The following is a 21,852-nucleotide window of genomic DNA, read 5'->3' as shown; positions in this document are numbered from 1 at the left end:
ACTTGCATACGCAAAGTGATTATTTAACTGATGTCCGCCATTTTTGGCGGACATCTTCATTGGAGGCGACATCATGGCTACAGGTCATATTTTTATTATCTTAATTCCTATTTTCTTTGTCATTTTAATTGGTTATTTCGCAGGATTGTTTAAGGCTTTTAACCCTGCTTCTTCTAAGGGATTAAATACACTCGTGACGAAGTTTGCTCTACCTGCACACTTGTTTATTGGTATCACGACGACACCAAGAGAGACGTTGATTCAAAAGTGGCCCTTTCTTGTGGCTTTGCTACTTGGTGTAATCGGCTTTTATATTGTATTGCTCATTGTTTATCGCTTAATTGCCAAAAAAGGCCTGACTGAATCCTCCATGTTCGCATTGAATTCGACACAACCTTCTTTTGCATTCATGGGAATTCCGGTTCTGGGCAGCTTGTTCGGAAGTGCGGCAGTCGCCATCCCGATTGCGATTACTGGGATCGTCGTTAATGCCATTCTTGATCCGCTTGCAAGTATTTTGGGAACGGTCGGTCAGCGCAAAACAACAGAATCCGACGGCACTAAAGGCAACTTATTTAAAGTCACTATGAAATCAGTCCTTCATGGACTCAGCGAGCCGCTTGCCTGCGTACCCTTGTTTGGTGTCGTATTGACTCTATGTGGATTCCACGCTCCGAAACTTTTGCAATCCATGTTTGATCAAATCGGCAATATTACTGCTGGTACAGCCCTATTTGCCATCGGGGTAACCATTGGTATCAAAAAGATTACGTTCAGTCCAAAAGCACTTAGCATTGCTGTGCTGAAAGCCATCGTGATGCCTATTGTTATGCTCGGTATTGCTGTCCTGATAGGACTATCCCATGAAGATGTAACCAAAGCCGTACTGCTTGTCGCTTTTCCCGGCTCGGCTGTGGCCGCTATGATTGCTACCCGTTATGAAACACTGGAAACGGAAGCTGCATCTGCATTTGTTATTAGCTCAGTCTTATCGCTCATTTCACTACCCTTACTCATTTCACTTCTTTTATAGGGACAGAAACTTAAGAACCCTCAATGCAATCCTGGTATTTATAGGTATAAAGCATACCCGTTTGCTCTCATTTATCTTATTTTTTAAATATTGTTTGAACAATAAAGTGATTTAGTAAGAATTGAGTTTGAAAAACAACATAAAATCCAGTTTTGCCGACAAGCGGCGGTCCCATCGTTTCATTCACTAGGGGCCGCCGTTCTTTTTGAATAACCTTCTACTCTCCCTTTTAATAAATACCTAACATTTAGAAAGCAAATTGTCGAAATATATATGGGGTAGGTTGTATATGAAACTAAATTGCTAATTCAAAGGAGAAGAAAACGTGAAAAACTTGAAGTGGAGAACTATGTCCTTTTTTGGTAAAAATCTATTAATCTCTTTTCTTAACATCGTATTAATAGGTGCTATTCTCATCACATCCAGCTATATACTTCAAAAGAACATTCTCACCACGCAGCTGCAAGACCAAGTTAAAGTATTGACTAAAAAATGGGCAGAAGATGTTGACAAAACAAAAGTACAACAAGCATTGAATGAAAAAGATTATAACGGCTCTGTTCAACAAGATTTACGCAAATTTCTCGATTCTATTCACACACTTTATCCTAACGTTGCCCAAGCTTACATATTCGGCACAGAGCTAAAAGAAGGAAATCAAACCTCCATTATTGGCGTTCCCACAAATTTAGTCCAAGCTTTCCAAGACTCGAAGATGAATATTGGGGATATGTACACTCTTCCAGACGAAAATGTACAAGGTGTAAATAAAATGCTTCAATCTAAAGACTCAGCGTTTAGCAGCTTTTATACTGACGATTTTGGCACATGGACGACCATTGTTTACCCAATTACAGATGAAAGCGGTAAAATCACAAGTGCGATATACTTTGACGTAGACGCGAGCTCTGTACCTAACGGACTTCATAAATTGCTTGTATATGGTGTTTCATTGCTCATTCTGTTCCTTGCGATCTTCTTAACGGTCCAATATTTACTGGTAAAACGGACCCTCTCCCCGATTCGTAGCTTGATGAAGGGCATTGAGGAAGTCAGCGAGGGGAATCTGAATGTAAAAATCAAGACAGGCGAGGACGACCTTGGCATTATCAATCAAAAATTTAATTCTATGATCAAACGCCTTAACGATACCATGGTGAAAGTACAGGATACGACGCAAGAAGTTACGGGATCTGCCCAGGAATTGTTAAGCATTAGCGAGAAAAACAGTACGAATACGAACGTCATTAACAGCAATATTCAGGAAATAACCCAGGGGCTTGAAGCTCAGGATCACGCAGCACTTGAAAGCTCCAGAGCTATGAATGAAATGTCGACAGTTATCCAAACGATTGCCGAAAGCTCCTCTTCCGTAGCCGATCAAGCTTATTCTATGGAAAAACGCTCCGTTGAAGGCAATCAGGTAGCCCAAAAGCTTTCCGCTCAAATGGACTCCATCTCCACTACAATGGAAAGTACAGCTGATTCCGTTAATGCTCTGCAGAACCGTTCTAACGAAATCAGCAATATCGTCAGCATCATTACAGGCATTGCCAGTCAAACGAATCTGCTTGCACTGAACGCTTCTATTGAAGCTGCCAGAGTCGGTGAAGAGGGCAAAGGTTTTGCAGTAGTAGCGGGAGAGGTGCGTAATTTGGCTGAACAGTCTCAAGAGTCTGCCAAACAAATTGCAGAGCTTATTGAAGAAATCCAAAAAGAAATTGAGCAGACTGTAAAAGGCATCAGCCTTGGTACAAAAGAAGTTCACATTGGGCTAGAAGTTACGAAGCAAACAGGCGAAATGTTCTCTGAAATTTTAGATGCGTCTAATAAAGTGTCGTCACAAATTCAAGAGGTATCCAGCGCAACGGAGCAGATTTCAGCCAGCACGCAGGAAATGTCAGCTACCTCTGACGAGCTGTCTTCGACAGTTAGCAAAACAGTCGACAGCAGCAAACAAATCGAGCATACCATTGGAGAACAGGCTGAGTCTATGGCTTCTATTGTCCAAGCTTCTGACAAGCTTACATTGATGTCCGGGGAGCTGGAAGAGCTCATTTCGTTCTTCAAGGTGAACCGGGAAGCCTAATTTTATAACTTCCAAGTAACTCAAGATAACAATAAAGAACCTCTAGTTTGCATAGAAGCGAACTAGAGGTTCTTTGATATACTCTTACATACTTCTTAATTTATAAACCCTTCCAAAGCTGAGGTTGGTTTACCGTCAGCCTGCCAAGCACCTTTGTTATAACCTTGATTGTAACCTGGAGTTGCAGCCGGCTCCCAATAAAATACCCCTGTACCCTTGCCGCCTCCAATGTTCCGAACCTTTGTTTTGATTGCAGAAATAAATGCCTTGGAAGCTGCAGGTTCGTTATATTCCATTCCGATTTCACTGATGACAATGCCTTTGCCGTATTTGGCAATGAGGTTATTGGCATTGGTAATCGTCTGGTCCACCTTACCCTGCCAGTCAGAAGGAGACGGATACAGAGACAGCCCGATGAGATCAAACTGAGCTCCATTATCAATCAACCCACCGATATTCCAGTTCAACACGGAACCGTTATCCCCGTTGGCTAAATGTACGATCGTTTTAGTACTGCTGCTAACCGATTTTACAGCATTATTACCTGTATTGACGAGCCAGGCATAGTTCTTCATGTTCACCGAAGCTTTGCCGTCTTCCCAGAGCATTCCATTGTTCGTCTCATTACCGATCTGCACCCAGTCCGGTGTTACCCCCTTGCTTTTCATCGTGTTCATAACATAGACCGTATGAGACCAGACTGCATCCATAAGTTGTGTAAATGTGAAATTGCGCCACGCATAAGGTTTGTTCTGTTGCCCTGGATCTGCCCAGGAATCACTATAATGTAGAGTCAGCATAACGCTCATGCCCAATTTTTTAGCTCGCTGTGCCAGTTCTGCTGCCTTTTCGGCATTCATGTATCCGCTTGCATAATCTTTCATGTCAGGGTTTACCCACACACGGATACGTACCGAGTTGATCTGATAGTCATCCCGCAAAATTTGCAGTATATCCCGACGAACACCCTTTTTATCCTTCCAAGTCATACCTTGCGCTTCCATTCCTGCTACCCAGCTTATATCTGCTCCTTTGGCGAAAGCAGGGGCGGCCGAAGCCGCACCTAACCCCACAGAGCCCAACGGATACAATAAGCTGGATAACAAGATCAACATCGCAAATACCATAATGCGGTTACCTGTTTTCATAAGTACATCCTCCATTCAAATTGTATACTCCTCATTGCCTCTGACCAATCTACCAGCTCCCTCACTCGGGAAAACGATAGAGATCACACTTTAATATCATGTTCTATTTATTGCGCTCTGTCTTTAAAACCTTAACAGCGTAGGCATCCAATTGAACGCTACCGTCTTCTATCGCATGATTTTCAAGCATATCCGCATAAGTTCGTCCATCCAACGTAATCTTTTGCGGCTCATGCGTGAAATTCAGTATAAAAATATAATCATGAACCCCATCGGTACGAATCGCCGTATTCACTCCATGAGGCAACTTCACATTGAGCGCTTTACTGATTCCTGCATCATCAATTAAACTTCTGTAAAAATGACTGTGGAATAGTCCGATGTTGCGTGATGCGATGTAATAAGCCTTTCCCTGTCCCAAACGGTTCACTGTCAAAGCCGGACGTCCTGCATAAAAGTCTGAGCCGTACACAGCCAGTACCTCTGCACCCTCCGTATGAATGAGATCACACAATTCTACAGCTTCATACTCCCCTTGCAGATCCAGCTCATTGCCTTCAACCGGCTTAATGTGATTACGATCATGATCATGCAATCCGTCAATCTCTTCCGACCAGATCCCCAGCGTCTTACGAAGCGGGCCCGGAAAGCCTCCAAGGAAGCACAAATCATGTTCATCTACGATACCAGACCAATAGGTTGCTACGAAAATACCACCGTTTTCAACAAACTTCTGTATACGCTCCCCCACACCACTGCGGACCATATACAGCATTGGAGCTACCAAAAGCTTGTATTTGGAGAAATCTGCATCCATATGAATGACATCTACAGGCACTCCCTGCTCCCACAGTGCCAAATAATGCGCTTCAGCTGTCTCCTCATATTTCACACCTTTGTTCCGCGGCCCCTGTGAATCGTTGATCCCCCAACGGTTCTCCCAGTCAAAAATGACTGCGGCCTCTGCGGGTACAGATGTACCGATAACCTCCTCCAATTTTTCCAGCGCATTACCGACATGGGTCACATCCCCGAATACCCGAGTGTGCTCATGTCCGACATGATCGACGACCGCACCGTGCAGCTTTTCACTCGAACCCCGACTTTTCCGCCACTGAAAATATTGAACGGTGTCTGACCCGTGTGCTACAGCCTGTAAAGACGATAGCAGATGCATTCCCGGCCGCTTCAGCTTGCTGACGTCTTGCCAGTTTGTCAAACTCGGCGTACTCTCCATGAGCATCCAAGGCTTGCCTCCCTTGATTGAACGAATAATATCGTGCATCATAGCCACTTTCGCAGCTTGACGGCTATCATCTCCCTCACGGTCATGCCACGTCGGGTAACTATCCCAGGATATAACATCGAGCAGATCAGCAAACTTCCAGTAGTTCAATCCTTCAAAAAACTCCATCAAATTGGTTGTGACCGGAATGGCTGGATTGGCAGCCTTGAGCGGCACAATCTCATGCTTGATAAAATCTGCGGTCTGATCGGTCACAAACCGTCTCCAGTCCAAATTCATAGCATGGACCTGTGTTTCACCGTGAGGTGCCGGGGACTCAACTTGGCTCCAATCCGTAATCGTATGACTCCAAAAGGTCGTCCACCATGCGTGATTAAGCTTGTCCAGCGTACCGTATTTATCCTGGACCCAAGCGCGAAATGCCTCCTGACAATAATCACAGTGGCAATCTCCACCAAATTCATTGGAAATATGCCAGCCAATAACAGCAGGATGGTTAGCATAACGCTCGGCTAGCTTCGTATTCATGATACGTACTTTTTCCCGGTAAACAGGCGACGTAGCACAGTGATTATGGCGAAACCCATGCAGATTACGGACACGGTTAGCCTCCACACGCAGCACCTCAGGATATTTTTGTGACATCCAGGCTGGTCTTGCTCCACTAGGAGTGGCCAAAAATGCATAAATTCCGTTCTCAGCAAACGAATCCAGAATACGATCCAGCCATTCAAACGTAAATACGCCTTCCTCAGGCTCCAATGAAACCCATGAGAAAATACCGACAGACATCACGTTACATTTGGCTAGTTTCATTAGACGGATATCCTCCGCTAACACCTCAGGGTAATGCTGCCATTGCTCCGGGTTATAGTCTGCTCCATGCAGCATACGTGGAACTCGCTCACTAATGGGAGGGTACTTGATTATGTTTTGATTCGTCACTACAAATCATCTCCTTCTATGAATTCTATTACTCTTTGACGGAACCTAGCGTCATACCTTTAACAAAATACTTTTGTAAAAATGGATATACAATTAGAATAGGCGCTGCACCAATGAAAATTTGCGCTGCATTAACCGTCGTTTGAGAAAGTAATTCCATCTCTTTGGGACTCATGCTCATGGAACTCATGTCCTTCTGAATAATTACAGTTTGCAGGAACGTCGCCAGCGGATAATCCTTTGCATTGCTCAAATAGAGCAGACCGTCAAACCAGGAGTTCCAATGAAATACCATACTAAACAGCGCAATCGTAGCAATGGAAGGCATGGATATCGGTAAAAAGATACTAAACAATGTCCGAAAATGTCCTGCTCCGTCGATCAATGCGGCCTCTTCCATCTCTTTGGGAATTCCTCTAAAAAAGTTCAACATTAGGATGACCAGAAATGTGTTGACCGCTCCTGGCAAAACAAGTACCCAGAAGCTGTCCATGAGGTGGATCTTTTGAATAACCATATAGAATGGAACCAGACCACCGTTAAAAATCATGCTGAATACGAACAACCATGAATATACGTTTCGGCTACGGAACACAGATGTTTCCTTTGAAAGTGGATAAGCAGCTAAAAAGGTAATAAGCAGTGTTAAGCCGGTTCCCAATACAGTCCGACAGACAGAAATCCAGATGGAGTGCAGAAAAATCGGGTTATTCATCGTCTTCTTATAGGCTTCTAATGAAAATTGTACCGGCCACAGTCCAACCAGATTGGCATCTGCAGCTGATTTAGCACTAAATGATACCGCTAACACATGAATCAGCGGAACGATACACATGATGGACAAAATCACAAGCAAGCAAATATTAAACACATTAAAGATGCGGTATGGCGTTGTTTTATGATACATGACTCTCCCTCTTTCAGCCTCGTGGAATCAAAATATGCGGTAACCTGCCCATTTGTAAGCAAGTCGATAAGATATCAGAATGAGAATCATACTAATAACGGATTTGAACAAGCCGATAGCAGTAGCAAAGCCCATTTCCCCATTGATTAACGCTGTCCGGTAGACGAATGTATCAATAATATCGCCTTTTTGGTAAACCAGCGGATTATAAAGGTTGAAAATCTGGTCAAAACCGGCGTTCAGAACATTGCCAAGTGCAAGCGTTCCAACAACGACTACCATCGGAATTAACGAAGGTACAGTGATGTGTAACGTCTGTCTCCAGCGGCTTGCTCCATCCATTTCAGAAGCCTCATACAACGAAGGATTAATACCCGCCAGTGCAGCAAGAAATACGATGGTGTTGTAGCCGAACTCCTTCCATATATCCGATACAATGACAGTAAACCGAAACCAGTTATTATCTCCTAGAAAAAAGATAGGCTGAATCCCGAAACTACCGAGAATACGGTTCATAAATCCATCTGTAGCCAACAGGTCAATCAGAATTCCGCCCAAGATGACCCACGACAGAAAGTGTGGCAGATAAACCAGTGTTTGAATGGATCGCTGAAGTCCAACCTTGCGAATTTCATTCAGCAGTATAGCAAAAACAAACGGAACCACCAGATTGAAAAACATCTTTAACACAGCAATAATTAGCGTATTCCAGACGACTTGAAGACTGTCCTCCCGTTGAAACAAAAAACGGAAGTTATCCAGTCCAACCCACTCGGAACCCGTTATGCCTAGCCAAGGTTTGTAATTTTGAAAGGCCATCACGATGCCGCCCATCGGAATGTAGCTGAATACAATTAAGAAAATGATGGCTGGCAGCAGCATGATATGAAATGGCCACGTACGTTGCAGACTTCTCATTGCAGTTCCTCCTGTAACTCTCTTGGTATACTTCAATTATAAAAGCGTTTTCTCTGTCCCAACAGTTCAAAAAACCAACATACATGGCACAAAAGCAATCATTTTTTTAAGCTCGCCAAACGAATAAAACTTTTTTTCAAATACAACATGATAGCGCATTCATTTTCACTCGATACGGGTGAAGCTGTAGTAAAAAGGCTGCCCACCTCGGGACAGCCTTCCTACTCTGTTACAACATCATTGGCTTTTACTTTTCGACGCTTTTATACCATTCGTTTACTTCATTTGTAATTTGTTCGCCACCAGCTGTTTTCCACGTCTGCACAAAGGTATCAAAAGCAGAGATCGGCTGCTTGCCATAAATAATTTCATTGAAGGTCTGACTTTCAATCTTATCCAGATAGTCCTTTTTAGCCTTCATAGTTGGCGTAGTAGGGCCCGTGAACTGATCTTTCATGGAGATATCCTTCTGTTCCATAAGCACTTTGGCAGCTGCGGGAGTATCTTTCCCGTAGTTCACCATTACATCTTTCTCCAGACGGGTCTTCGGTTCTGCGCCGTTAGCCAAACTTAACAAAGCCTTCATTTGGGCATCAGGTATACGCGCACCATCACGAACCAGCAAATAACGAATAGAGTTTACATAACCGCCTGGTATTTTATCGATAGACATTAGCTTTCCGCCCGCATCTAAATCATAATCGTAGCCCTTAAACAGCCCATTCGACAAATCGCCGTCCGGTTTGGCATTAGCATAATGGTCAAACAAATAATTTTGATAAGTGAAAAAAGCTTCAGGATGCTGCATTTGTTTGTTGATTAATACAACACCATTGGTATATTGCGTTCCGTGACGCATGGCTTTGTTGTCAGGACCCGCTGGAATCTTGATCGGCTTCCACACGGCACCCGGCGCATTTTTGACTGTATCCTGAAGCGGCCAGCCGCTCATCCAATATGGTCCAGGAATCATACCGGCTGTTCCTGCGACTGTAGGTTCTGCCGTTTTATTTTCATCCCACAATGCTGCTTCCTGAGGAATATATCCCTTTTTGAGCCACTCGCTCAGCTTTTGCAAACCCGGCTTCATGCCAGGCTGCACGGAGCCATATTCCAAACTGCCATTTGTGCCTTTGTTCCACTGCTGAGGTAGAGTGCCATATGCCCCGAAAATCCAGGATGGGTCACCCATCCAAGTGTTCATGGATGTTTTGAAACCGATGCTGAGCGGAATCACTTTGTTCGGAGCCAGTCCGTCCGGATTTTTATTTTTAAAGGCATCCATCACTTTTTCCAGATCATCCATCGTCTCAGGAGCCTTCATACCCAGCTTATCCAACCAATCTTGTCGTACCCACAATACATAATCATGGTTATAGGCGAAATCAAGCACAGGAATACCCATTTTCTTACCATCTCGGCTATACTGATTCCATACGTTTGTATCCTGATTCATCGCCTGCTTCCAGGAATCCGAAGCGTACTTGTCAAACAACGGACCCACCTCTGCAAACATACCAGAATCGATCATGTCTTGTGCCAGTTGTTCATTCTCCGTCCCCAGTACAACGACGTCCGGCATCTCCTGACCGGAGGACATAGCCAAACGCAGTTTCGTAGCAAATGCGCCATTCGTATCCGTGACGGACCAGAGTGATTTGATATTAATACCAAATTTCTCTTTAGCCCATTTGGTCGCAATGTTATTTTCGATAGATTCACCATTTTTAAATTTTAAGGCGGGATCTACACCCCATACCGTGGAAATTGTGACTTCTGGATTGTATTTTTCTTTGTATACGTTTTCAGTTTTAGCTGTGCTGTCCGCATTTCCATCATTCCCCGTACCTGAGCAGCCCACAAGGCCCACTCCTAATACCATAGTTGCGGCGAGCAACGACAACAGCTTTTTCTTCGAATGAACTCGCATATTGTTCCCCCTCTAAAAATCATTTTCTACTCTTTTATTATAAGAGGGCTTTTCTTCACAGCCTATGTCACAAAATAAATATTTCTGCACCTTTCCCAACTGATCTTTGCCGGTTTCGTCCTTACTGGTCCCGAAATTCATGCGGAGTCATTCCGTAATGCTTTTTGAACATCTTACTGAAATATTGGGGATTCTGGTAGCCTAGTTCCGTCGTAATTTCGTATATTTTTTTGTTGGAATACTTGAGCAAATAAAGAGCCCGCTCCATTCTCATTCGGATAATATAGTCACCCAGACCTTCTCCGGTTTCAGCTTTATAAATTTTAGACAGATAGACTGGATGAAGATAAACCTGATCAGCAATCGTCTTAACAGACAGCTCCTGGCCTCTATCCTGGGAGATGAGCTCCTGAACCTGCTTGACCACATAGCTTTTAGCGCTTTGCTCGCTTGCGGACCATTCAGATTTAAGTTTGTTCATCATGGAAAATATCCACTCTTTGAGGTGGGGGAACGAATGAACCATTTTCTGCGCATGTAACGGATCGAAGCCTACTTGATCCATCTGCGTAATGAAACGTCCTTGTTTGTGCGCTGTATACATAAAGGCGCTCGTCACCGAAATAAACAGCTCATATAAATGCTCGCGTGTATATCCCACCTCTTCCATTTTTCCAAATACACGGCTCACTTTCGCTTCGGCCTCGTCCCATTGCCTGGATTCAAGCAGATGAGTAAGCGTTGGGTGCATATAAAGCCCCTCCAGTGACTTAACTGAGCTGTGTGGCTGTTCTGTCTGTTCTTCTATGAATAGCAGTGTATCCGTCTCCTCCTGATGGTTCCAGTATAAGGATCTAATCGCTGTCTGATATAGCTTAGGTAGCTCCTCTGGAAACTTAAACCATCCGGTCAATGCAACGTAAATTTCCCCTTTCAAGTAATTGCTCACATTTTTTCGAAAGGTCTCAATCGCCGCACTCAAAAAACGATTCTGCTCATCCGCGCTCCGTTCAGGGAATGAATTCCAATTTCCTTCTATTAATACAATTAAGCAGTCATGCGGCGCTTTGCAATGCCAAACGTGAAAATCAGGTGCGAACACTTCTTCGGCAATATTTCCAATCGCATACTCAATTAAGGAGACTGAATGATAGTCCATATCAGAAAAATGCTTTCCTAGCTGAATAAGCAGCATACTGGCAGGATGTCCCGTGCGTAGCTTGATTTCGTACTCGGACATTTTGCTCTCTATTTTGGGTACTGGTAAATCACGCCCGAGTAGCAAATCATGCATCAAATGGGTCCGCAGTACACCAAAATCGTTTCTGCGGCTATATTGTAATTGATGAACCTTGTCAAATGCTTCCCATTCTTCCTTTAGCGAATCCATGGCGGCTGACACACATTTGATAAACTCTTCATCATCCACCGGCTTTAAAATGTAATCAAAAGCCTTAAGCTGAAGCGCTTTTTTAGCATATTCAAAATCGGCATAGCCTGTCAGTAACAAACTTCGGATATGTGGCCATCGTTCGTTTACCTCAACAATCAACTCCAGTCCCGTCATGCCAGGCATACGAATATCCGTAACCAGAATATCAATATCGTACGCTTCTAGCACATCCACCGCTGCTAATGCGGAAGCCGCTTGATGAATCCTCTCGATGCCTAGCGTCTCCCACGGAATGGTAGCTGCCAGACTTTCTGTTACATAACTCTCATCATCTACTAGTAATATCTGAACCATCTGTTCCCTCCGTTTTAACTATATTCGAATCTGGCGAAGGCCCAATTAAACCATTCGCATGCTCTCCTTCTGTTGAGAGCGACCATTTTAAAACTGCACGCAATCCTCCCAATGGAGACAAAGAGAATTCCAGTCCTGCATCTTCTCCAAAATGTAATCGCATACGTTGATGCACATTCCACAAACCGTATCCACGATCCTCTTCCACAGGCTTGTCAAGCGTTGATGTTAGGGCAGTTATAGCCTCTCTACTCAAACCGAGTCCGTTATCATCCACAATCAGGTACATATACGAGCCAACACGCTCGGTTAAAATATGAATTACACCATCTTCCGCTTGAGGCTCTATCCCATGCAGCACCGCATTTTCCACCAGTGGCTGCACTACAAGCGGCGGAATCAGCAGACTGCTAGCCTGTGAAGAAACATGAATTAAGAACGTTAGCCTTGGCATACGCATCTGCTGTATGTTCAAATAATATTGAACAAATTCGACTTCCTCTGACAATGGAACCAAATCCCGCTCCTGTCTGGTTGTATATCGATAATACCTGGATAAATTATGAGCCATGGCCACGACCGCCTCATGATTGCGCAGCTTCGCCATACTTGTAATAAACGAAAAACAATTATAAAAAAAATGCGGATTGATTTGTGACTGTAGCTGCTTTAGTCGCGCTTCCTTGACATGTAGCTGCTCAACATACACCTTCTCAAACAGCTCCTGAATCTGTTCGACCATCAGATTAAATTGACTAGACAGGAAAGCAAACTCGTGACTCCCCCTTAGACTTAATCGAACAGCATAGTCTCCAACCTTTAGTCTCCGAAATGCCCGTACAAGCTGAAGAATCGGCACTTGTACCTGTGAATGAAGCAAGTAAGCGCCAATCAAGCCTACCAGCAGCGAGCCAACAACAGTTATATAAAACAGTCGATTCGATGAGTAAATCGGAGACATCATATCGGACAAAGGCATGTAATCAATCAAATACCACCCCGTCGTTTGCGAAAGAACGGCATGAACCAGGTAGCTTTCTTCTCCAATTTTCACAGTCAGATTGTCAACTTCATGGAGCCCCATTTTTTCTAATTTTGAAATCAGCTGTCCAGACAGCTCTTCATTGGCAGTACGATTATAGATCGCTCCTACGCCTTTTTTATAATAAAAAGGCTCCTTTCGGCCATCACCTTTGAAGCGGTCAAGCATATCCTCAATATTACTGCTGTCAAATTCAACTTTAATAATCGTGTTAGCGGTTTCTGGATTACCAAGCGAAGAAAACGGGGATAATGTATACAATGAAAATATAAATTGGTCTTTCCCGTATGATCTTTTTTTGGATACCTGCCAGCCGTCTTTTATCAGCTGATTTAGTTTTTTCTGGTCATATAAACCTGCTCCATTCTCCGATACAACCCGTCCAAGCGAAGGAGAATAGATACTCAGCCCGGTTCTCCAATTAGAAGAGCTTTCCTGAAGCCCAAGCTTGGTTTGAATCCGTTTGACAAGGTTAATTCCATCCAGATTGAGAACCTTGTCCTTCAAAAAAATCGCTTGAAAACTGGCTACATCGGGATCATGAATCAGCAGATGCGGCCAGGAGGAAATCATTTCAATATTCGTATTCACCTGGTTTTGAAAAAAAGTCAGCTGATTATAATTAGATTGATTCAGCTCCTCACGTAATACACCTGTCGTTGTCTGATTAGAATAGACATACAGGATCAGCACAGGTATAAGCAATACGATAACGATGGAGACGATTTTAGTATAAAAATTAAATTTAAACATGAGTTCTACACATCCTCTGCACAAAAAACAGGCATACTTAAATGGTATGCCAGAGCCCTGACCTTCGTTGCCGTCAGTACATACTATACATTATCAATGGTTGGCGGTGATAATATGTTTGATGCTAAGCAAATGGAATGGTTTGACCAACTATCCGCTGAAGACTTGGCCATTTTAGGTGCCGGCTTCAATACACTAGGTGATTTTTTTGATTTTCTGGCGTTGATTAAGGCCAGACAGGAAACAGCCCAAGGTAATAAAAAGTAATAGCACTATTTCACAACAAATTTCACACGAGTTCCATCCTCATACTCATCCAATTGGTGACTGACCCATGATCCTGCCCCACGATTATCCTTAGGGGCTATGTATTTGATATTTGCACCTTTGCCACCTTCTGAGCACATAGCCATCGGCCATTCGTCACGATCGTATCCTTTACGAGTGGGAACACCTGCAAGCGAATGCTTGCGATTTTGCTCGGCTCCTTCACGGTCAATTGTGCATACCGGTGATTTTCCCGCCTGAATGGCTTCCTTAATATGCTGCGCCGTTTCAGGGTAACGACCTGACGGGAATTGCAGCGTAACCTGAGCCGATGAAGGCGGGTTCTCTCCTGTCATTTTCGTAAGAAGATTGCCTCCTTCAAACCAGTACGCGCCCAAAGCTAGCAGCACTAAAGCTATAAAACTTAGCAATTTTTTCTTCAATTTCCCTCTTCCCTTCAAGCTATTCCAGTAGATACCTTCAACTAAGGTAATCCCCGGATTTTATTTTTTGTAACCCCTTACTGACTATAAAAAAAGGTTGAATATTCGACGACAAATAGTATAGAGAGGAGGTTGTACGAATGAACGATGAGATCAAACTGGCCGTGAGCCAAATGCAAGCCGTTGTAGTCCGGTTACTGAATGGAAGTACCTTAATTGGCTGGCCTAAGCTCCTATCTGACCAAGAAACTCAGCAATTCAAGCTCTACGATGACGAACACGTATATACGATTTCCGTTAATGACGTGGATACGGTCGCAAGAGTTATTGTATAAGATACAGGGGGCGGCTTAATGAGACATCCAGTGGACAAGCCCGAACAAAGCACACCACAGGAGAAGACTAATCAGAATCCCCCAAAATAAACCTTTAAAAAGCTTCATACCTTACTGACAACCTTTCCGACTGGGCTTTTTCCCCATTATAACATGTCAGAAAGACAGCTGTCGCAGCTTGCTCTTATATCATCTTCGTATCATATATATTAAATTTTAAAATCACGACACAAAGGAAAGAACGAAATAATTCCGGAAATTATGCCTGATCACCAGCGAAAATGCAATCATGACATAATAAAAGTCACATTTTAATCAAAATTTAATGAAAGTTTTCCGAAAATGATGTATAATTATTGACATAACAAAACGCACGAGGTGATCATCATGGCATTATTAAACAAAGTTCATGAATTAAAATTGCAACTGCCTAACGAGCATCATAGCATTTCCCAATACGTGGAGCATGCATTGCATTCGATTGACAGTTTTGTGGAGCAACATCGTCAATTTGTAGCCGCTCAGGCTCTATATGGTGAAAAAATCAATGGTACAGAAGAAAGACTGTTCCGAGACACAATTTCTGAGATTAAAGCCCAACTGGTAGCTACTTTGGAAAAGACAGTTGAAGACTTCGCACACAAAGGCGATAAGCACTGGAAAAATCATTATCAGGACGGCGTAGAATAAGCTGAAAATAACCCCCGGTCTTTGGACCGGGGGTTATTTTGTATAAGTGGATGTGGCAATATGCGTAGACTATTTTAACACTCTGGCCGATGTCGCTACAGTCTTACCACCATAAACTACTTTGATACTGGAACTTCCGGTATCAATCGCCTTCACCTGACCGCCAGTAACCTGTACGATCGACGGTTTGGAAGATGTCCATACCGCTGAGCTTGTCACATTAGTAGTTGCACCTGAATCATAAACTGCATTCACACTAAGTACTTGAGAGGAGCCTTTAGGCAGCTTCAGGTTTTTATTGCTCAATACCAGTTTGAGCAGCTTAGGTGTGACCTTGATCTCAACGTTAAACGACTTATCCTGATATGTGCCCGTAATCGTTGCGTTTCCAATTCCAACGGCTTTAATGGAAGAGCCTTTTACGATCGCTACGGAAGCATTCGATGTTGTCCATTTCACTTTACTGCTCAGCGTAGCTTTTTTACCATCCGTATATATGCCGATGACTTTGATGGACTTACTTCCTTTCAAATTCATATCAGCACTCGAAAAGCTTGGTGTCAATGTAGAAATGGCTCCTTCCACAATGACAGGTACTTTCACATATTTGTTCATATACATAGCCTTGATTCCAGAGTTACCGCCATTCACCGCTTTTACTTTACCATTTGCTACTGTAACTGCGGCTGTTGTACCTACCCAGTTTACCTGATTGGTAACATCAAGGATTCCGCCACCAGCCATGTGTGCTTTTACTGTCGGAATACTTGCTTCTTGGCCTGCAACCAATACGTATTTTTTCTCTGAAGCGGTTAGTTTAAGTACTTTGTATTGCACAGTCACTGGAATATCTAGTTTGAGTGCACCTACCGTTGCTGTCAATGTTGCACTGCCTGGGTTCACTGCAACTAGCTTACCATTTGCTATTTTAACTGCACTTTCACTGCTTAAACTCCATTTTACATCGGATTGAACTGCTTTTTTTGCTCCATTGACCAAATAAGCAGATATACTCGGGAGAGAAGTTTTGCCTCCTGTTTCGAGGGTCAGACTGGCTTTGCTCGAAACCAGTTTTTCAACCGTTGGAAGTACATTAATCTTCAGAGTCTTGCTCAAACCGTGATAGGACGCTGTAATCGTCGAATTACCTGCATCCATTGGTGTGATTTTACCTTGCTCGACTGTGGCAACCAGCGGATTGGAGGAAGTCCATTCTGCCGTGTTTGTTACATCTGTTTTGCCGCCAGTCAGGTTGACATCGGTTGCACTAACCTGAATTGGGGAGCTACCCAGAAAGACCGATTTGGCCCCAGTTGCACTCAATACTAACGCCTGAGAAGAAGAACGCACATACACAATCGTTTGTGCTTTAAGTTCATCTTTGCTTGCTTTAATGTAAGTCACGCCTTTGGCAAGTGGACGAACCAGACCATCTTCAACGGTAGCAACAGCCGCATTCGAAGAAGTCCATTCGACACCGGATACATTTTCCGTCCCACCTCCAGTAAGTACACCTTGAGCAGTCAATTGCTTTGATTCTCCGCCAATCGTCAAATTAATGGGACTAGACGGATTTAATTGCAGCTTGCTGTAAGGCGATTTTACTGTAATCGTTGTACTTACCGTTTGCTGCTCATATGTGGCAACAATCTTAATCTGCCCTTTTGACACAGGAGTAATGAGCCCCTTATCAACCTTTAAAATGCTTGAATCCCCAGAGATCCATTCTGCCTTTTGGGTAACATCTTCTTTGCCCTTTTCAGTCAATGACCACACTTTTAATTGAGCGGGGCTTCCACCCAGATTCAATGTAGTCGGATTTTGACTGTCCCACTGTACCGTGGAGGTCGTGCTCTCCTCAGCCCGGATCAAATCCGCTGGACATGCTGCAAATACAAACATCAGCAAAGCAAGTAAGAAGGTACTCCGTTTGCTCATACGTTTCATACGCTCCATTCGTTTCTCTCCCTTAGTTTCATCTCTATAAAATAGGATATAATTAACAATCCCATTACTTTTATCGGTTAGCAGCTTACTAAATTGAACCCTTCATCAAAAAAAGGTGAATAATTACAGTTAAAGTTCTCCACGCAGTGACCTTACCACAAACAAATGCTCTTCTTTAGATAAGGTTTGTCCATCTTCAAGGATTACATTGTGTGCCGAGTGACTAACTAACTTTACATTATAAGCAATCAGCTGATCTTCTCTCCAAATCGTCACCGCCGACTGAAAATGAATGGCATTATCAAACTGTAACGGAACACTCATTACATAACCGATAGCGTTGAGCTTCGCCGGATGGCGGCTTCTACGCTCACGCCCCGGAGGAAGCATGGTAATATACGTAATATTTTCAAAAGGAATAGCCAGCATTTTCGGGCCTAAAATAACGCACTTTCGTATATCATCCCATTTTTCAAGCGTGCCGCGCACCTTCTGGGTATGATCGTTGTTGCCGTGATATAAAATGACCTGACGTCCCTTCCATTGACGCATGTCCTCACCTCCAGTGCTAGCGGTTAGGAATCTCCCACCGAATCGGCTCCATTCCATGCTCCTGTAAAAATGCATTGGTACGCGAAAAAGGCTTGCTGCCAAAAAAGCCTCTGTGAGCCGCCAATGGACTCGGATGAACGGATTTCAGCACCAAATGCTTGCTGGTATTCACGAAGCTTGCTTTTTTCTGAGCATGGCTCCCCCACAAAATAAACACTGCTGGCTGCTCGCGCTCATTAATCGCTTCAATGACCGCATCCGTGAAACGTTCCCAACCTATTCCCTGGTGAGATTGCGGTTGTCCTTCACGCACGGTTAACACGTTGTTTAGCAGCAGCACACCTTGCTCAGCCCAAGGAACGAGGTATCCCTGATTCGGAATGGGAGTACCGATATCATCGCGAAGCTCCTTATATATATTTAGTAGAGATGGCGGTGTTCGCACACCAGGTCTAACAGAAAAGCTCAAACCGTGAGCTTGTCCCTCTCCATGATATGGATCCTGTCCCAATATAACCGCTTTGGTCAGATGAAATGGCGTTAATTTAAGTGCGGAAAACAAGTCTTCTTTTGGAGGATATACCTTATGTAACTTGTACTCTCGGGCTAACGTATACCTTAATTCATTAAAGTATGGCTTTTCGACCTCTTCTCGTAGTACATCATCCCAGTCATTCCCAAACATGCCCCTGTCTCCTCTCAATATGTAGATCTGTGAAAACGGTAAGCTTTTTGATCCAAAAAAATAAGCTGAACTCCTCATCCGGAGCCAGCTTATTTATTCGTTACCTGTGTTATATGCCGAAGGACCAGGAAAATATCCTTACGGTAATCAGCTACCGCAGGTCTAAATTCGATTTCCTTATTATAACATTAACGATAATGATGTCAAGTAACTGAAAGCTTAATTCCCTCAGAAGAAAAGCTCTTTATTGCTGTATTTATGACGATTTTGTATGAGCATTCAGGTATTCCAATGCATTATATAACATAACAGCAGCTTCGGCACGTGTAATCTCTTTTTTTGGATGAAACTTTTCATTTGCATCCAAAGTATTGACCTTGTAGACTAGCGAGCGTTGAATGCTACCTTGGTAAGAAGGCTCCAGTTCGCTGTCATCCGCAATATTCGCAGGTGCGATTTTAATCATCGGAAGAGCGCCTGCTTTTTCCATGCCCTGAATCAGCATGTGGGTGAACTGTTCCTTAGTCAGAGCTTTGGCAGGATCAATATCCTTTGGAATAACCACACCATTATAATGAGCGTTGATAAAAGCTTCAGCGTACCATGCGGTATCCCTAACATGGGTGAACAGTCCACTGGCCTGTGGCGCTTTATTAAAATCAATCGCGGCCAAACTGAGCTGGAGTCCGCCGGAGATCAACTGAATGCCTTGGGCAGCGGTCACTTTAGATGACGGGAGAAACTGCGTGTCAGAGACACCTTTGAGTAGACCCTGATCTTTAAGGGATATGATTTTTTCTTTGCCGCTTACGTTGTTCAAATCCTTGAATTGACTGTCTGCCGCAGACAATTGACTTCCAAAGGAGAAGGACAAAATGGCTACGGTTGTAATGGCTGCGAATGCACTTTTTCTCATACTCATGTTAAGTTCCACCTTGTAGTTGAATTAGGCCGCTTGGCCATTAACAACTTCATTGACGTAGTATAAGCTGGAAAGGTTGCAGGCAGACGCTGTTGCTTCTTATGCTACATGCCTTCCTTTTTAATATAATACCTTCTCCAGACTGCGTGCCAACTCATCATCGGGAAGGGGCTTGCGATGCGTATTCTCTAGGTAGATATATTTCTCTGTTTCTGGCATTAAATATTGTTTGGACCACAGGAACATATCCGGACTGTCTCCCTGAAGACGAAGAAATCTCCGCACAGTGTCCGCATGAGAAATAGTGTTATCTAGATTGGTTAACCAATCTGCCCGATAGAAATGCTCCCATCTTCCAGTTCCTGCGAGCGATAAAGCTTCTTTACCCATTCGGTAGCTCCAAACGGCATGAGAAGCTTGTATAAATGCTCGTGGATAATCTTTTTCAAGGAACAGCCCATAAGCGCTACATAAGCTTGCCAGTCCACGTGAGCCACTTAGATGCAGTTCAATCTGCACAAGCAGTTGATTATACAGCCTTCGACATTCATCTTCTGACAACTGCTTCATGATTCGTAGACACCGCTCTCGCAGTTCAACCCAGTCCGGGATTACCGACTCAGCTTTTTCCTTGAACCAGCGAACCTGGTCAGGAAAAGGCCTTTCTCCAGTAGCCCAGTACAGCCGTTCATCACAGCTTTCCTTGCCTTGTAGCCAATACCCCATAATTTGCCGAGCTGGATGGTGATAGAATTCCTCCCCTGCTCGATCATCCTTGTGCGGGCCATAAACGATAGTGCAGCGGGAATAATCCCGGTATAATTGGGAAATCTCTTGAAGCTGACTACTGTACAGCCGCCCGATAAAATCAGTAAGCTGTTCTTCAGCATCCACTTCACCCTTCGTCCATAAATTTGCTACTAAATCCAGCGTATATACATGTGGCAAAATATTACCTGAATTGACCAGCAGGTACTCGTCCGCCCCTGAAGTAAACGCTGCTGTTAATTCCTCTACAATCAAGCTGGCTGAGGAGGGAAATTGGGTAAGATGGTTTGACGCTTGCAAGTCGTGGAAGGTCACATGGTAATATACTCCATTCTTGCCCCCATCCTGCGCCTCAGGCAATGCTGGTACACGATAATTAAGATTCCCATGGCGCCGAGATACCATTTTACCGTAACCATTGTCCGCCCATATTTTGATCACCCCTTCGGGTACTTCAATATGCCCCTGCTTGTATAACTCGGCAATCTCACCATACATCGCCATACAGCACACAGGATGCTCCACAAATTCACAGATCATATTGTACTGCTTGCGAACCACATACGAGATTAAATGTCCACGTTTGTCCGGCGTATTAAAGGAAGGATCATCTTCCCAAAAAGGCTTGTCACCCTGTCCGCGAAAAGATAATACCCATACAATCTTCTCTTCCTTTTGCCGTTCAATCGCTTCCTGCCACAGCTGTTCAAACAACTCGGGATGCTCTCTGTAGCTAGCTTGTTTACCCGGAAAGGCGCGCAAAAACATCTCCGCCCCCAACGGTTCAGCATGATGATGTGTGATCCATAAACCCATGTCTGCTGCAAGCTTATGATGGATACCTGTGCGTGGTAAATCGGTTCCGGGAATCACCATATTTCCACCACAGCGCAGTAACGCTTCAAAAACGGGCTGCCACACCTGCTCCGTCGGTGGATAATCATCCTTCCAGCCAATCAAGCATACCTCATCATTGACAAACCACCCCCGATACCGGATCTTGGACGGTATACTGTCAACATTCTGACTCGGCATTACTATGGTATCCCGCTTAGGCGGTAGAATCTCCGCCCAGAACCAGAACGGCTCCACACCCAGAGCGAAACGGCTGTAATGAAGCAGTCCATAAATAATTCCTAATTCATCACGGCCAATAATATGGAGTACCGTTCCCTTGCTACCAGCAACAAAACGCAGACAATAGCCCTCTGGCCAATGCGGACAGCTATCTCCTTCCTGCGCATAACGGATAATGATCGAGGGCTCTACTTCTGTTTGCAATGGCTCGCGGCCAAACACTTGCTTATGATCTCGCGCAATCATGTTCCAAGCGTGGGCAATGGGCACACTTTCATCGATTTGAAGATTGTATCCGCTTTCAGATGAAATAGTCAGAGGTTCACAGGCTTTCATTTATTGTCATCTCCTATTTTTTTCAACTATGAGGATTCTTCTTGTCTTTATTTTATAGGTTGTCAACATACA

The 21,852-nt window shown here is 43.9% G+C and carries 18 protein-coding genes; 5 read left to right on the top strand and 13 right to left on the bottom strand.

All coding sequences use genetic code 11. From position 1 onward, the window contains the following. Positions 1–73 precede the first annotated feature (73 nt). Positions 74–1,033 carry an AEC family transporter gene (locus NLX73_RS02895; protein WP_025718424.1) on the top strand — a complete coding sequence of 320 codons (960 nt, stop codon included), beginning with the start codon at positions 74–76 and terminating at the stop codon, positions 1,031–1,033. A 325-nt stretch (positions 1,034–1,358) separates the two neighbouring features. Next, entirely contained in the window at positions 1,359–3,122 is a 1,764-nt protein-coding gene (locus tag NLX73_RS02890; protein ID WP_250261012.1) for a methyl-accepting chemotaxis protein, read from the top strand. A gap of 95 nt (positions 3,123–3,217) precedes the next feature. Here NLX73_RS02890 and NLX73_RS02885 read toward each other — a convergent pair whose 3' ends face one another. The 7 genes from NLX73_RS02885 to NLX73_RS02855 all read right to left on the bottom strand — a co-directional run bounded on the left by NLX73_RS02885 (position 3,218) and on the right by NLX73_RS02855 (position 13,758). Continuing rightward, positions 3,218–4,270, bottom strand: a complete 1,053-nt coding sequence (locus NLX73_RS02885) for a glycoside hydrolase family 53 protein (RefSeq protein ID WP_250261011.1) — start codon at positions 4,268–4,270, stop codon at positions 3,218–3,220. 103 nt (positions 4,271–4,373) lie between these two features. Next, complete coding sequence (locus NLX73_RS02880) at positions 4,374–6,461, bottom strand: beta-galactosidase (protein WP_367997075.1); 2,088 nt, start codon at positions 6,459–6,461, stop codon at positions 4,374–4,376. Between the two features lie 28 nt (positions 6,462–6,489). After that, positions 6,490–7,368, bottom strand: a complete 879-nt coding sequence (locus NLX73_RS02875) for a carbohydrate ABC transporter permease (RefSeq protein WP_069010559.1) — start codon at positions 7,366–7,368, stop codon at positions 6,490–6,492. 27 nt (positions 7,369–7,395) lie between these two features. Beyond that, positions 7,396–8,286 (bottom strand): ABC transporter permease, encoded by an 891-nt coding sequence (locus NLX73_RS02870; RefSeq protein WP_029517681.1) that lies wholly within the window; start codon positions 8,284–8,286, stop codon positions 7,396–7,398. A 247-nt stretch (positions 8,287–8,533) separates the two neighbouring features. Further along, entirely contained in the window at positions 8,534–10,216 is a 1,683-nt protein-coding gene (locus NLX73_RS02865) for a type 2 periplasmic-binding domain-containing protein (RefSeq protein WP_069289909.1), read from the bottom strand. A gap of 121 nt (positions 10,217–10,337) precedes the next feature. Next, positions 10,338–11,963 carry a response regulator transcription factor gene (locus NLX73_RS02860; protein ID WP_254325315.1) on the bottom strand — a complete coding sequence of 542 codons (1,626 nt, stop codon included), beginning with the start codon at positions 11,961–11,963 and terminating at the stop codon, positions 10,338–10,340. Further along, positions 11,938–13,758 carry a sensor histidine kinase gene (locus tag NLX73_RS02855; protein WP_254325314.1) on the bottom strand — a complete coding sequence of 607 codons (1,821 nt, stop codon included), beginning with the start codon at positions 13,756–13,758 and terminating at the stop codon, positions 11,938–11,940. The genes NLX73_RS02860 and NLX73_RS02855 overlap by 26 nt, the downstream gene beginning before the upstream one ends. A 114-nt stretch (positions 13,759–13,872) precedes the next feature. On the opposite strand from NLX73_RS02855, the gene NLX73_RS02850 reads away from it, so the two are divergent. Continuing rightward, a complete protein-coding gene (locus NLX73_RS02850) occupies positions 13,873–14,025 on the top strand; it encodes a hypothetical protein (RefSeq protein ID WP_172828254.1) in 153 nt (50 codons plus the stop codon). A gap of 5 nt (positions 14,026–14,030) precedes the next feature. Here the strand turns inward: NLX73_RS02850 and NLX73_RS02845 are convergent, their stop codons facing one another. Next, positions 14,031–14,468 (bottom strand): NucA/NucB deoxyribonuclease domain-containing protein, encoded by a 438-nt coding sequence (locus NLX73_RS02845; protein WP_023989364.1) that lies wholly within the window; start codon positions 14,466–14,468, stop codon positions 14,031–14,033. Between the two features lie 140 nt (positions 14,469–14,608). Between NLX73_RS02845 and NLX73_RS02840 the strand changes: the two genes are divergently transcribed. Further along, the gene (locus NLX73_RS02840; RefSeq protein WP_061828457.1) at positions 14,609–14,803 is read left to right on the top strand and encodes a hypothetical protein; all 195 of its coding nucleotides are present in this window, start codon (positions 14,609–14,611) and stop codon (positions 14,801–14,803) included. Positions 14,804–15,190: 387 nt separating this feature from the next. Further along, positions 15,191–15,493 (top strand): hypothetical protein, encoded by a 303-nt coding sequence (locus NLX73_RS02835; protein WP_069289913.1) that lies wholly within the window; start codon positions 15,191–15,193, stop codon positions 15,491–15,493. A 69-nt stretch (positions 15,494–15,562) separates the two neighbouring features. Here NLX73_RS02835 and NLX73_RS02830 read toward each other — a convergent pair whose 3' ends face one another. The 5 genes from NLX73_RS02830 to NLX73_RS02810 all read right to left on the bottom strand — a co-directional run bounded on the left by NLX73_RS02830 (position 15,563) and on the right by NLX73_RS02810 (position 21,780). After that, the gene (locus tag NLX73_RS02830) at positions 15,563–17,449 is read right to left on the bottom strand and encodes an Ig-like domain-containing protein (protein WP_254325313.1); all 1,887 of its coding nucleotides are present in this window, start codon (positions 17,447–17,449) and stop codon (positions 15,563–15,565) included. A 120-nt stretch (positions 17,450–17,569) separates the two neighbouring features. Continuing rightward, positions 17,570–17,992, bottom strand: coding sequence for a hypothetical protein (locus tag NLX73_RS02825; RefSeq protein WP_061828460.1), 423 nt, complete (start codon positions 17,990–17,992; stop codon positions 17,570–17,572). A 16-nt stretch (positions 17,993–18,008) separates the two neighbouring features. Next, the gene (locus NLX73_RS02820; RefSeq protein ID WP_013310967.1) at positions 18,009–18,677 is read right to left on the bottom strand and encodes a uracil-DNA glycosylase; all 669 of its coding nucleotides are present in this window, start codon (positions 18,675–18,677) and stop codon (positions 18,009–18,011) included. A 256-nt stretch (positions 18,678–18,933) separates the two neighbouring features. Further along, the gene (locus NLX73_RS02815) at positions 18,934–19,599 is read right to left on the bottom strand and encodes an S-layer homology domain-containing protein (RefSeq protein WP_254325312.1); all 666 of its coding nucleotides are present in this window, start codon (positions 19,597–19,599) and stop codon (positions 18,934–18,936) included. 120 nt (positions 19,600–19,719) lie between these two features. Continuing rightward, complete coding sequence (locus NLX73_RS02810) at positions 19,720–21,780, bottom strand: glycosyl hydrolase 115 family protein (RefSeq protein ID WP_254325311.1); 2,061 nt, start codon at positions 21,778–21,780, stop codon at positions 19,720–19,722. Positions 21,781–21,852: the final 72 nt, after the last annotated feature.

It is taken from the genome of Paenibacillus sp. CH40 (assembly GCF_024213605.1).
Taxonomy (GTDB): Bacteria; Bacillota; Bacilli; order Paenibacillales; family Paenibacillaceae; genus Paenibacillus; species Paenibacillus polymyxa_B.
This window is presented reverse-complemented; position numbering and strand designations above follow the sequence as displayed.